Origin of the sequence: Brevibacterium litoralis (assembly GCF_040212315.1) — a bacterium.
Classification (GTDB): Bacteria; Actinomycetota; Actinomycetes; order Actinomycetales; family Brevibacteriaceae; genus Brevibacterium; species Brevibacterium litoralis.
On the sequence record NZ_JBDIUY010000004.1, the window covers coordinates 65877 to 78853 of the forward strand.

General features: G+C 68.8%; 10 protein-coding genes and 1 pseudogene. 4 read left to right on the top strand and 7 right to left on the bottom strand.

The window, feature by feature from the left end; genetic code table 11:
• Positions 1-401: 401 nt before the first annotated feature.
• Positions 402-1010, top strand: coding sequence for a LysR family substrate-binding domain-containing protein (locus AAD496_RS00795; RefSeq protein WP_349826720.1), 609 nt, complete (start codon positions 402-404; stop codon positions 1008-1010).
• A gap of 32 nt (positions 1011-1042) precedes the next feature.
• Here AAD496_RS00795 and AAD496_RS00800 read toward each other — a convergent pair whose 3' ends face one another.
• The 3 genes from AAD496_RS00800 to AAD496_RS00810 form a co-directional block, all read right to left on the bottom strand.
• Positions 1043-2326, bottom strand: coding sequence for an amidohydrolase (locus tag AAD496_RS00800; protein WP_349826721.1), 1284 nt, complete (start codon positions 2324-2326; stop codon positions 1043-1045).
• 87 nt (positions 2327-2413) lie between these two features.
• Positions 2414-3247, bottom strand: coding sequence for a 3-oxoacyl-ACP reductase FabG (gene fabG, locus AAD496_RS00805; protein ID WP_349826722.1), 834 nt, complete (start codon positions 3245-3247; stop codon positions 2414-2416).
• A gap of 189 nt (positions 3248-3436) precedes the next feature.
• On the bottom strand, positions 3437-3925 hold the full coding sequence (locus AAD496_RS00810) for an ASCH domain-containing protein (protein WP_349826723.1): 489 nt from the start codon (positions 3923-3925) through the stop codon (positions 3437-3439).
• A gap of 261 nt (positions 3926-4186) precedes the next feature.
• Between AAD496_RS00810 and AAD496_RS00815 the strand changes: the two are divergent.
• Together AAD496_RS00815 and AAD496_RS00820 are read left to right on the top strand one after the other, a co-directional pair.
• Positions 4187-5023 (top strand): annotated as a pseudogene (locus AAD496_RS00815) (NAD(P)-dependent malic enzyme); the annotation flags it as partial.
• 350 nt (positions 5024-5373) lie between these two features.
• Positions 5374-8328 (top strand): HNH endonuclease signature motif containing protein, encoded by a 2955-nt coding sequence (locus AAD496_RS00820; protein WP_349826724.1) that lies wholly within the window; start codon positions 5374-5376, stop codon positions 8326-8328.
• A 48-nt stretch (positions 8329-8376) separates the two neighbouring features.
• Here AAD496_RS00820 and AAD496_RS00825 read toward each other — a convergent pair whose 3' ends face one another.
• Positions 8377-8949 (bottom strand): Fic/DOC family protein, encoded by a 573-nt coding sequence (locus AAD496_RS00825; protein WP_349826725.1) that lies wholly within the window; start codon positions 8947-8949, stop codon positions 8377-8379.
• The gene (locus AAD496_RS00830) at positions 8939-9109 is read right to left on the bottom strand and encodes an antitoxin VbhA family protein (RefSeq protein ID WP_349826726.1); all 171 of its coding nucleotides are present in this window, start codon (positions 9107-9109) and stop codon (positions 8939-8941) included. The genes AAD496_RS00825 and AAD496_RS00830 overlap by 11 nt, the downstream gene beginning before the upstream one ends.
• 230 nt (positions 9110-9339) lie before the next feature.
• Here AAD496_RS00830 and AAD496_RS00835 point away from each other — a divergent pair, with 230 nt between their 5' ends.
• Positions 9340-11073 carry a hypothetical protein gene (locus AAD496_RS00835; protein WP_349826727.1) on the top strand — a complete coding sequence of 578 codons (1734 nt, stop codon included), beginning with the start codon at positions 9340-9342 and terminating at the stop codon, positions 11071-11073.
• 36 nt (positions 11074-11109) lie between these two features.
• Here AAD496_RS00835 and AAD496_RS00840 read toward each other — a convergent pair whose 3' ends face one another.
• Both AAD496_RS00840 and AAD496_RS00845 read right to left on the bottom strand, forming a co-directional pair.
• Positions 11110-11994: a DNA-3-methyladenine glycosylase family protein gene (locus tag AAD496_RS00840; RefSeq protein WP_349826728.1), complete on the bottom strand. Its 885-nt coding sequence runs from the start codon at positions 11992-11994 to the stop codon at positions 11110-11112.
• A gap of 27 nt (positions 11995-12021) precedes the next feature.
• Complete coding sequence (locus AAD496_RS00845; protein WP_349826729.1) at positions 12022-12843, bottom strand: MerR family transcriptional regulator; 822 nt, start codon at positions 12841-12843, stop codon at positions 12022-12024.
• Positions 12844-12977 lie beyond the last annotated feature (134 nt).

Sequence of the window (12977 nt, forward strand, 5' to 3'; positions counted from 1 at the left end):
GGACGGGGCACGGACATTCCACAGGGTGGAGGTGACGGGACGTGCCGTCCGCGCCGGACCCGGAGGCGAACGCAGGGTGAACTCCGGGCGACGGGCGTCTCACCGGCTCCCATGCACAGCCGTCCACAGAAAATTTCCCCTGCTGTGGACAAGCCTGTGGACGGTCCTGTGTGAATTCCGGTGTGCCGTCCGGTGGATGCCGTCTGGAGGTGGCGCACTACCCTGAGGGCATGGCACAGAGCAGGGGATCCGCAGGCGGCCGCGGCGGTGGACGGAGCGGCGGACGGGGCGCACGAGGTGCGAGTGGCCGGTCGGGTGCACCGCGCGGGCCGAGAACCGGGGGCGCGAAGGCCGCCGCACGGAAACAGGCGAAGGGCGGGGCGCCTCGGGAGCGGGAGACCGTGGCACCGCCGGAACCGCGGACCCTGCGGTTCGGCGTCGTTCCCGGCGCCATGCCGGGCAAGTGGGTGGAGCGCTGGCGCGAGCGGATGCCGCACGTGACGCTCGAGATGATCGAGATCCCCGTGGCCGACCAGCGTCGGGCGCTCGCCGACGAACAGGTCGACGTGGCCCTCGTCCGGGAACCCTTCGACCGCACCGACATGCACGCCGTCGCGCTCTACGAGGAGCAGGCGGTCGTCGTGATGTCGGTCGACTCCGACCTCACCGTCGCCGAGACCCTCGACGCCGACGACCTGGCCGGCGAGGTCCTCGTGATCCCCGGTGACGACGTGCTCGGGGACCCCCGGGTGCCCGGGACCCTGGAGCCGGCCTTCCCGCGGATCCCCGACACCGAGGCGACGATCGCGACGGTGGCGACCGGGGTGGGCATCACGATCGTGCCGATGTCCCTGGCCCGCCTGCACCACCGCAAGGACGTGACCTTCCGGCCGCTGACGGGCGGGCCGGTGTCCCCGGTCCTGCTCGCCTGGCTGCAGCGCAAGGACTCCGAGGACATCCAGGCCTTCGTCGGCATCACCCGCGGCCGCACGGCGCGGAGTTCCCGGTGAACCCGTCCTGAGTCCTGAGGTCGGGAGTGCGGTCAGTCGAGAAATTCCAGAGCGGCGACGACGACTGCCTCGGCGCCCGCCTGCAGGGTCGGGTCCTGGACCGGCGCGAAGTGCGGCGAGTGGTTGCCGGGAGCCGTGTCCGGGTCCTCGAACCCGCCGAGGAACCAGTAGGCGTAGGGCGTCCCGAAGGCCTCGGGGATGTAGGCGAAGTCCTCGGAGCCGGTCGAGGGCTCGGGCGCCTCGATCGCGGCCTGCCCGAAGTGCGTGCCGAGCGCGTCGCGGACCCGGTCGGCCACCTCGGGGTCGTTGTCCGTGATCGGCCCGATGCCCCACTCGATGTCGGGCTCCCGAGGCGCCCCGGAGGCGGCGCACTCCGCACGGACGATCCGCTCGACGGCGGCCTGCAGGGTGTCGCGCACCTCGTCCGTGTAGGCCCGGCAGGACAGCAGCAGGGTGGCGGTCTCCGGGATGATGTTGTGCTTGTTCCCGGCGTTGAGGGCGCCGACGGTGACGACGCCGAACTCGCCGGGCTTCAGCTCCCGGGCCACGATGCCCTGGAGACGGACGACGATCTGCGCGGCGAGCAGCACGGGGTCGACCGTGAGGTGCGGCATGGAACCGTGACCACCGGTGCCGTGCAGTGTGATCGTGCAGGCCATCGCGGCGGACATCGTGGGCCCGGAGACGACGGTGAAGGTGCCCGCACGGGCACCCATGACGTGCTGTCCGAGCGCCACGTCGGGCCGGGGGATCGCGCTCGCCAGCCCGTCCTCGACCATCGCGCGGGCGCCCTGCAGGGTCTCCTCACCGGGCTGGAACAGCGCCATGAAGGTGCCCGACCAGTGCGCGCGTCCGCGGCTCATGAGCTCACAGGCGCCCAGCAGGGCCGTCACGTGGACGTCGTGGCCGCAGGCGTGCATGACACCGACCGTCGACCCGTCCTCAGGGGAGACCGCAGTCCGCGTCGAGGCGTAGGGCACGCCGGTGGCCTCGGTGACGGGCAGGCCGTCGAAATCGGCGCGGAACAGGACCGACCGGCCCGGACCGTTGCGCAGGACCGCGATGATCCCGCCGCCCACCTCGACGAGGTCGAACCCGTCCATCTCCTCCAGCCGCCGCCGGATCTCCGCCCGGGTCTCCGTCTCCTGCATGGAGAGCTCGGGGTGGGCGTGGAACCACTCATAGGCTGGGTGCATCCACTCCAGGGTGGCGTCGATCCCGGCGAGGATCCGCGCCGCCGAGGCGCCCTGACCGGGGGCACCGGACGTGGCGGGCACCTCGGGTGCGGTGGTGGACGTGGGGGTGGGCACGCTCATGGGGGACCTTCCGTGGGGATTCGGGGAGCGACCCCACCCTACAAAGGCGCCCCGTGAGCGTGCCCGCAGGTCGAATGTCCTGTCCGCTCACATGTCCTGTCCGCCGTTGACGCCCCACACCTGACCGGTGATGTAGGAGGACTCGTCGAAGGCGAGGAACATGACGACCCGGGCGACCTCGTCGGGCCGACCCAGGCGCTGCAGCTGGATGCTGCCCTTGATCTTGTTCAGCACCTTCTCCGGGACGGCCTCGACCATCTCGGTGAGCGTGTAGCCGGGCGTCACCGTGTTGACCGTGATGCCCATGGCGGTCTCGTCCTCGAGCTTGCCGGACTTGCCGAGCAGGAAGGCGGCCTCGCGGGCCAGTGTCTTCGTGAGGCCGAACAGGCCGGACTTCGAGGCCGCGTAGTTGGCCTGTCCGATGTTGCCGATCTCGCCGATGATCGAACTGACGTTGATGATCCGGCCGGTGCCCCGGTCGGCCATGTGGCGCAGAGCCGCCTGGGAGAGGTAGAAGGCGCCACCGAGGTTGACGTCGAGGACCTTCTTCCAGTCGTCGTCGTCGAGTTTGAGGATCGTCTTGTCGATCGTGATGCCCGCGTTGTTCACCAGGACGTCCAGGCGCCCGTGCTTCTCCAGCACCTCGTCGATGACGCGCCGGCAGTCGTCCGGATTGGCGACGTTGCCCTGGTGGACGGAGACCGGTGCGTCGAACTTCTCGGCATGTCCCTGTGCGAACTGCTCGGCCCGTTCGACGTTGCCGCTGAACCCCGCGGCGACGGTGGCTCCGTGGCGGCCGAGCTCGTGGCTGATCGCGGCGCCGATGCCGCGGGTGCCACCGGTGACGAGGGTGACCTTGCCCTTCATCCGCTCGGTGTTGGGCCGATACCCGGCGTTCGTCTGTTCCTGCGTCTGTGTCATGTCCGCCCCTCACTCCGTGATGATGCGTGGCTCGCATCGTATGCATGCCGGTCCTGGAGGAGGAACAGAGGTACGGGTGATTCTCCGGGTGGCAGCGGTACTCGCGAGGGGTTGCGAGGGGTGACACCCCCCTCCGACCGGACGTCCCGGACCCTCCCGTCCCGGACCCGGTGTCGGCGTGGAGCGGTGTCAGCGTGGAGCGGGCCGGGGGAAGACGAGTTCGAAGCGTTCGCAGACCACCGGCATGTGCGCGGAGAACCCGCGGTCGTGGCGGGCGTACCGGGTGAAGAAGTCCTGGTGGGTGCGGCGCCACGACCGGAGGGAACGGTCGTCCTCACCCTCCGCCCGGGCATGTGCGGCGGAGACCTCGCCGAACGGGACGATCTCGACGGCGACCGTCCGGATGACCGCCCGGGGCAGGCCCGCGCCGTCGAGGATTACGTCGAGGTCCCCGACCCGGGTGACCTCCTCGCCGGCGGCACGGTAGTCCCACAGGGATCCCGAGGTCCCCGTCTTCGTGCCCTCGAGGACGAGCCGGAGGAGTGTGTCGGCGTGCGCGGGGGTCGCGCCGAAGCCCCACACCCGGTCGGGTGGAGGCGGCTGGGCGGGGAGGTCGGGGGACGATCGCCGGGCGAGGTCCCAGAAGGTCGTGAGGGCATCGGGGGAGAGGGAGTGCACGGGGTGATCCTCGCACGCGGCCCGGCCGTCCCGGGTGTTCCGGCGGCCGTCCTGTCGGCGTCCTCCCTCGTGGGAGAAGTGAGACGAGACCGGTATGAACGTTTTCCGGCCAGGCGCACGTGACGCACGTTACGTTCTTCGGACCGTTCGGCCGGGCCTGCTCCCGGCCGCCGTCCCTGTCCCCGTCCGGCTGCCAGAAGGTTCACGATGACGTAGACCGACAAGTCCACCGCTTCTTCCACTGCCTCGTCCTCCGCTCCCATCACCGAGGGCGAGATCTTCGGCGCCCACGAGGGCGGCAAGCTCTCCATCTCCCTCTCCGCCCCGATCGAGACCAAGCGCGACCTGTCGGTCGCCTACACGCCGGGTGTGGCCCAGGTGTGCCGTGAGATCGCCGAGACCCTCGTCCACCTGCGGTCGAGCTTCGGTGCGGTGAACCTTGAGGACATCTCCGCCCCGCGCTGCTTCGAGCTGGAGCGAGGCGTCAAGGAGGCCCTCGACATGCCGGTCATGCACGACGACCAGCACGGCACCGCCGTCGTCGTCCTCGCCGCGCTCACGAATGCGGCCCGGGTCGTCGAGCGGGATCTGTCGACGCTCAAGGTGGTCGTCGCCGGCGCCGGTGCCGCCGGCATCGCGATCGCCGAGATCCTCCTGGGCGCCGGGGTCTCCGACGTCGTCGTCACCGACTCCCGGGGCGTCCTCGTGCCCGGCCGCCACAACCTCACCGACATCAAGGCGGAGTACGCGGAGAAGACGAACCCGTGCAAGGTCTCCGGTGGTATCGCCGAGGCGCTCGACGGCGCCGACGTCTTCGTCGGTGTCTCCTCCTCGTCGGTCCCGGAGGATCTCATCGCGACGATGAGTGACGACGCGATCGTCTTCGCTCTCTCGAACCCGGATCCCGAGGTGCACCCGGAGGTCGCGAAGAAGCACGCCAAGGTCGTCGCGACCGGTCGCAGTGACTTCCCCAACCAGATCAACAACGTCCTGGCCTTCCCCGGCATCTTCCGAGGCGCCCTCGACGCCGGGGCCACCGCGATCACCCAGGGCATGAAGATCGCCGCGGCGACGGCCATCGCCGACGCGGCTGCGGACTGAGCTGGTCCCGTGGGTTCAGGCGGTGCCGTGGGCTGAGCTGTTCTCGGGGGCTGAATCGCTCTCGTGTAGTGAGCCCGCTGCGCTGAGTCATTCCCGTGGGTTGAGCCGCTTCCACACGGCCGGTCGGAACGCTCGTTCCGGCCGGCCGTCGTGCTGTCCTGCATCATCTCTGGTCGTTATCGAATCGTGACATGCAGTCGCGTTCGATTGTGAAAGAATCGAACGCGAGAACATCAGTACGATTCTCATCGGCGATCCGCGACTTTTCACACAACCCGTTCCGGCCCGGGCGTCGAGGATCGTGCAGGTCGACGAGGACCGGTTCCGATGGGTGAGGGGTGGTGACGATGACCGCGACGACCGACGACACGACACACGGCACGACCGGTGTGCGTGCCGACGACTCCGCGCCCCGGAGCCGCAACGGTCGCGCTGCTGCCCGGCATCGCCTGTCCGTCCTCAAGGACCAGGCCGCCGCTTTCGACCGGGCCGGTCTCGAGCGGATGCGGACCATCGCCGACTACCTGCTCGCCGAGGTCGTCGTGTTCGGTGAGGAAGACCCCGATTCCTGCCTCGGTGCCACCGGCACGGCGGGCGCGGACGACAGCACTACCACCGATTCCACCGGCCGTGCAGGCAGTACCCCTGCGGGCGAGAGCGAGGCGCCGGTGGATCCGACTACTCGGCGGGTCGGGCGGCCCCGGCATGCCTCCCGGCAGGACCTGGCCGACTGGACCGGTCAGGTCGAGACCATCACGGATGTCCTCGAGCGGTGGGAGAAGGCAGCTGCGACGCTCGACGCCGCCGAGAAGGCCGCGGAGACTGCGAAGACCGCGCACCAGGCCTGGCTGGCCGCAGAGGCGACCATCGAAGCGGTGCTCGCCGAGGAGACCGTCTGCGAGGAGCGGGTCGCCGTGGCCCGGGAGGCTTTCAAGGTCACGCTCGCTGCCCATTTCGTCGCGTCGACGTATGTGGCCGGTGAGGCCGAGTACCTGTCCGCGGTGGCGGCGACGACGGTCCCGACCCACGCCGAAGCGGTATGTGCGCTCACCACGGTGATGACCCGCGAGGCCGATCACGCCTCGACGGCCTTCGGGGCCTGGACCTACTCGTTCTGGGTACCGGCACCCGGTCACGACTCGGGTGTGACGGAAGAGGACCTGTTCGAGCGATTCGGCACCGATGAGGACTGGGCCGACGAGGAGGGCCCCGACGAGGACCTGCCCGGCGAGGATCGTGATGGCCGTGCCGGGGAGGACTCCGACGACGTGGCCGACCAGGGTTCCGTCGACGTCCGCGATGGTGTGGGTGACAGTGCGGCCGGTGACGAGTCAGACGAGTCCGGCGAGGACGTCGAGGCCGGTGGGGTCGAGTGGGTGCCGCCGGCCTCGTGGGGTTCGTTCGTGCGGCGGGAGGCACAGCGGTGGTGGACCGGGGTGAGTGGAACGTATCTGGATCTGTTCACCGATCCGGCTCCCCGTCTGGTGGAACCGCTGCCGCAGACGATCGGTGAGGCACGGGCCGTCTTGGAGGACGCCGAGTCCCAGCGTGTGCAGGTGCTGTGCCGTCTGGGGCAGATCCAGGACGCTCTCGATGTGGCACAGGAGACCGCGCGGGATGCGGAACGGTCCCGGAAGGAAGCGGAAGCCGCCGCTACGGCAGGTCCTGCGGCCGGGGCCCGGGCGTTCCCGCACCTGCACGTGTCGCAGTCGTTGGTGGATTGGGTGAAGGCGCATGTCGATGTCGTCGATCTCACCCATCTGGCCGGGCAGTTGCGGTTGACGGATCGGGTGTGCACGTCCCTGGCTTATTCGAGTCTCACGCTCGTCCACGGTCTGCCGCGGTTCTTCGCGCGGGCGATCGCCGGGGAGTTCTCGTTCTCGCAGGTCGAGGCGGCCGGGCAGATGTGCAAGACGCTGCCGGCAGGTGTGCTGCGGGAGGTCGATGATTATCTGGCCGGGCGGCGGGCCGAGGTGAGCCTGGAGACGTTTAGGAAGACGGTGCGGGAGATGATCGCGACGGTGCAGACGCCGGAGGATCGTGCCGTGAAGGCCCACCGGTCCCGGAATGTGCGGTTCCAGCCGAATCCTGATGGGTCGGCGTCGTTGGTGTTCACGGCGGATCTGGAGCGGGTGTTCGCGTGGAAGCGACGCTTGGAGGCGACGGGGGTGGCGATCCTGAAGTCGGACACGGCGACGTTCGCCGAGGTTCCGGAGGGTCGGCGGATCGCTGATGACCGGACCTTGGGTGCGCTCATGTTCGATCTGGCCGAGGGGGCCGTGCCGCAGACCGAGGTCCGCACGATTCCCACTGCGGACACCGGTGACCTGATGGATCCCACCGACGGGGTGACGGCGACCATCGGTGACGACACGTCCGGTGGCGCCGGGGTCCCCGGCGACTCCACCGACGACTCTGCCGGTGACAGCACCGGTGAGGACTCGGGTGAGGACGATGCCGAGGACGCGACCGAGCCGGAGGACACCGAGGCTGAGGAGTGTGTGCGGTGGGTGCGGGTGCTCATGCCTGCGACGCGGGACTTCCTGTCCCAGCAGGCCGCGGTCCTCGTGACCGTCCCGGCGCTGACTCTGACCGGGCATGGTGACCTGCCGGGACTACTGCCGGACGGGTCACCGGTCCCGGCCCAGATGGCGCGGCGGATCGCGGCCGGGTGTACGACGTGGATGCGGATCCTCACGGATCCGGCGACCGGGACTCCGCTGGATGCCCGGGCGAGAACCTATCGGGTGTCGCGGGATGTGCGTGTGGCGGTGGGTGCCAGGTGGCAGATGTGTACCGCGCCGGGGTGTACCCGGCGGGCGTATCGGTGCGAGATCGATCATGTCGAGCCGTTCGATCTGGGGGATCCGTGTCGGGGTGGGTTGACGGTGTTCGGGAATCTGCATCCTTTGTGTAAGAGGCATCATCAGGCGAAGACGGACCGGCGGTGTGGTGTGTCCACGCGGGTGGATGGTGCGCGGGTGTGGGAGTTCGAGTACCAGGAGACCTTCGCGGTGCATCCGCCGGACCGGCCGATCGATGCCGCCCACGCCGAGGCGATGCGGAATCTCGATACGGACCCCGAAACCGGAAGCGAAGACGGTTCAGGGACCAGTGTGTCGGTCGACGGGACCGGTGTGTCCACGACCCCTGATGAGGCACCGGCCGGGAGTGCGGCCACGACCGACACCATGACGTCCTCGACCGACGCCACGACTGCGTGGGTCGACCCGTGGAAGTGTCCGCAGCTCGACCCGGACGACCCCGATGCCTGGGGCAGCAGCGGACCCCCGCCGTTCTGACCGAACGGCGCAGATCCGCCGGTCCTCTTGATCCGCCGGCCCTCTTGATCAGCTGAGGGGGCCACCGATCCGATAGACGTCATGTGTGAACGGATCCATCCCGTCCATCGGTGGGGCGAGGATCTCCTCGATCAGCCATTCGAACGGCCGCCCATTGCCTGCGCGGTGCGCCCGGACGGAAGCGCGAACATTGTCAAACTTGCCAATGTTCCTCCAGGTGAGACGCCTCCCGGCCCTGGCCGCGACGAGATCGAGAAATGCGCGCTGAGTCCGGCCGTTGCCTTCGCGGAAGGGATGCATGTAGTTGATTCGAGACAGGAGTTCAGCGGCGTCGCGGACGAACTCCTGGTCGGACGGTTCTCCGTTCAGGAGCGCGGTCTCGTTCAGGAATCCGAACGTGTGACCCGCGGCGTGGCGGAAGTCGCCACCGAAGAAGGTCGAATCGCCTTTGGCCATCGCCACGGTCCTCAGCTCTCCCGCCCATTCGAAGACGTCCTCCATCTCGACCCGACGACGCCAGGTGAAGACGTACTCGGCGTGTTCCAACTCGCGGGGATCCCGGAGGTCGAGGAGGTTTCTGAGGACTTCGGTCCCCGGGTACACGTGCGGGTCAGCCGACACCGTACTGCTCCTTGGCGCGCTCGATGAGCTCGGCGATGGTCACGCGCCCTTCGATGTACTCCAGCGCTTCGTCGAGATCACGGCGGGTCGGCTCCATCCCTTCGAGGGCGAGACTCGCGAAGGTGTCGATGACGAGATCGCGACGTTCGGCAGCGTCCATACGCAGCTCCTTCCCTTCATCCACGTGTCGGTCCCTCACTCGTTCCGGGGCGGCTCACCCACGTGTCGGTCCAGGATACGCACGGGCGAGACGGTCGTGTCGCGAGAACTGGGCGGGTGTGTGCACGAGCCTTCCGTTCTGCGCGGACCGGGCGTGGACAGCTCTGGAGAACTCGGATGACTCATGAGTAGGGTGAGACTGATCGAGAACATCGCTCGGAAGGGGTGGGCATGCGCCATGTCATCACGGAGAACGAGGCGGAAGCACTGGCCCGTGAGGTGTTGGCTTCCCGGGATGCGCCGATCGTCGTCATATCGACGAAGGAGGATGGTTCGTTCGCCTTCGATCCGCAGTACATCGCGCGGGAGTTGTCCGGGACTGCCGAAGTCGTCACTTTACGGACAGGAGATCCGTCGAAGCGGTTCCAGGAACTGCTCCCGGCCAGAACACAGGTATTCAACGGTGCGGCTCGGTCCTATCCGGCAGACTTCGGTTCCGACCCCCGAGCCGAACGGTCACCACTCCGATTCCCGTGGGCACACCCGGATGATCTGATCGATGACGCGCTCCGGCAGTATTCGGGTGACGACGGCCCCGGAGGCACCGAGCCGTCGAGAACATGGGCCTCGGGCAAGGTGCTGTTGGTCGGTGACGGTACCGAGGGCACGGCAGCGCAACTGGACAGCGGCGACATGGTCGCGGTCAACGTCGATCTCCTCGACCCCGGTCTCTCCCTCCGCGATGCCCTCGTGGTCGGCGATCGAGTGCACGGTTGGGTCAGTGGGCGTGACCTCTCCCCGGAACAAGCTGAGGTCGATCTCTCATGGTTCGATGACGGCGCCGTCCATCTGGCCCGCGTGACGAAGGTGACCGAGAAGCGCGCGTGGGTTTCCCTCCACCCGACTCTCGACGACATCGTCATGCGGAGACGTCATGTCTTCGGAGAATCCGGGGCCGACGACGATTCCACCGAAGAGGTCCCCGTGGCCACCGTGCTGATCCGCGGAGACGTCATCGCCTGTCGGGTGAGGCGCGACGACAAGGGTGAGGTCTCGGTGACCCTCCACGACGTCGGAGATGAAGAGCCCCGGCGGCCGGCACCGCCGATCGTCGCCGACGGCGGTCCCTGGCTCAGAGAGGAACACCGAGTTCCGAGGACGGAGCTTTCGGAGGACCAGGAAGGCTCGAACACTGCTGAACCAGCGGTCTCGACCGAAACTCGTCCGGATTCCGTCCCTGCCGACATGGCCTCTGTTGTCGCGGACTTCGACGACAGCGCGATCATCGACCAGCTGACCGCGCTCCGACGGGAGGTGCTGCAGATGTCCGTGGCGATCACGCGACTGTCCCGGGAGAACACCGGGTCGGATTCGGCCGTCGTGCGGTCGGCGCAGGTGGAAGTGGAGAAACTACGGGTCGACCTGAGGGACAGTGAGGACTCCCGCGGTCGTCTGCAGGCCAGGGTGACGGAGTTGCAGGGAGCCGCCCGCGCACGGAAGAGCGCCGCACGGGCCACGGTCGCCCGGGTTCCACGTTCCGAGCGCCGTGATCGTTGGCCGGATTCCGGGCGGTGGATCCGCCACGAGATCCTTCTCGCCTGGGTCGAGACCGTCCAGGCCGCTGAGAAGAGTCGCTTTCCGCTCCCGGAGGACTATCGGGTCGGGACGGACTTCGTCGGGTCTCTCGAGATTCTCGACGACGGGCAGTTCGACAAGGTGATGCGGACGGTCGTCCATGTCCTCACGGGGAGGGCCAAGGACATCGCGGGGATCGAGCTCCACCGATTGCGGTCAGGACCGGGAGGTGAAGACGCTCCCGTTGTCCGTTCGTCGGACGGGGCCCGGAGCTGGCGGGCGGCAGTGGAACAGAACACCTCGGCGGCACGACGACTGCACTACTGGGAACTCGACGGCGGGGTGATCGAACTCAGTCGTGTCGTCCTCCACGACGACATGACGCCGTGACCGGACCCTGAGCGGACCCTGACCGGGCCGAACGCGTCAGCGCATTCTCCGGGCGCGCAGAGCATGCCTCCAGAAGTGGGCACTCGCGTAGGACCTCCACGGAGCCAGGCGTTCGGCCCAGGTCGCCAGATCCTTCGGCGCGGCCGGGGCACCGGCGTGCTCAGCACCCTGCCGGAGCACGAGGTCGCCGGGGAGCAGGACATCAGGGTCGTGGGCGACGCGCATCCGCACGTAGTCGGCCGTCCACGCGCCGATTCCCGGTAGTTCCATGAGCGCACGCCGTTGGGCGAATGGGTCGTCCTCGGGACCGAGCACGAGGCTTCCTTCCGCGAGCGCCTCGGCCGCGCCGATGATCGCCGCGACCCGGCGGGTCGGGCCCCGGAGCACGGTGTGCCCGTCGGCGGCGAGCGCCTCGGCGGTGGGGAACAGGAGCCGGGTGGTCCCGGCGATCTCCACCCGCTCGCCGAGCGCCTCGGCCAGGCGGGTCAGGTGCGTGCGCGCCGCGGCGACGGAGATCTGCTGACCGACCATCGCGCGGACGAGCATCTCGTGCGGATCGGCCGCACCGGGGACGCGGATTCCCGGGACCTCGGCCACGAGCGGTGCGAGAACGGGTTCCGCAGCCAGCGCGCCGTCGATCTCCCGGGGGTCGGTGTCGAGGTCGAACAGGCGGCGGACGAGGGAGAGGAGGAGCGCCTCGTCGGCGGGGTCGGTCAGGTGGGCGGTGAGTTCAGGGCCACGTCCGCTGTCGATCCGGACCCGGAACCACGCCGGTCCGTGCGGGAGCCGGACGGTCCGGGAGAAGGAGTCCGCGTCGACCTCCTCGACGCCGGGGAGTGCGCGTGGTTCCATCCATGCGAGCACGCCGGCACCGTCGAAGGGTTCCGTGACCGGCAGCCGCGCGGTGAACTCGTGGGTCATGGTGTCAGCATCACACACCCGCTCGTCTCACCCACCCGTCTCTCTCACCTGCTCGTCTCTCTCACCTGCCGCGCGATCCGCCCAGACCCGCAGGGCATCGCGGACGAAGGTGACGGACTCCGGGCCGCCGTAGGTCTCCGTGAAACGGGTGTCGGCGACGTACATGTCGCCCAGGGCGCGGACGTACTCGGCGTGCTCGGCCTCGGTCCCGTCGTGGGCGGGCGTACCGGGGAACTGTCGGAGCCAGTCGGCCTGGCGCTGGGCCAGGTGCTGTGCTTCGGCGGAGCTCGGATCGATTCCCGCGCTGCCGGCGGCGATCCAGTCGGCGATGAGGCGTTCGCTCTCGGCACCCAGGCGCGCCCGTTCCTCGGGTGATCTACCGGTCCACCAGTCGTTGCTCCTCCGGTAGGCCTCGGCACCCCACCGTTCGGTGACCTCGTCCTCGTACCGCGAATTGTCGAACCCGTCGAACATGTCGGTGCTCACGGGGTCCTCCCCTCTCTCGATGCGTGCAACCGTGCGTAAGACCGCGGCGATCCGCCGGTCGATCCGGTCGCGTTCCGTGTGGAGCCACGTGAGGTGGGAGCGCAGGGCCGCCGACTGGTCGGTGTGTGCGTCGAGGATCTGTGCGATCCGGTCGAGGCCGAGCCCGGTCTCCCGCAGCAACAGGATCTGCTGCAGACGGACGAGTTCCGTCGACCCGTACATGCGGTAGCCGTTCGCGCCGATCCGCGTCGGACGCAGGAGACCGATGTGGTCGTAGTGACGCAACGTGCGACTGGTCGTGCCCGTTCGGCGTGCGACCTGTCGGATCGACAACTCCGGGACGTGATCGGTGTGATCGTTCATGCGGTCCCCCTCTCGTGACGTCTCCGACGGTAGAGGTTGACGCGACGTCAAGGTCAAGACCCGGAAGAGGAGGACGGGGAGGGGAGAGCCGACGATGCCGACCCCGATACCACTCACTTTCCGGCGGCCAGCGC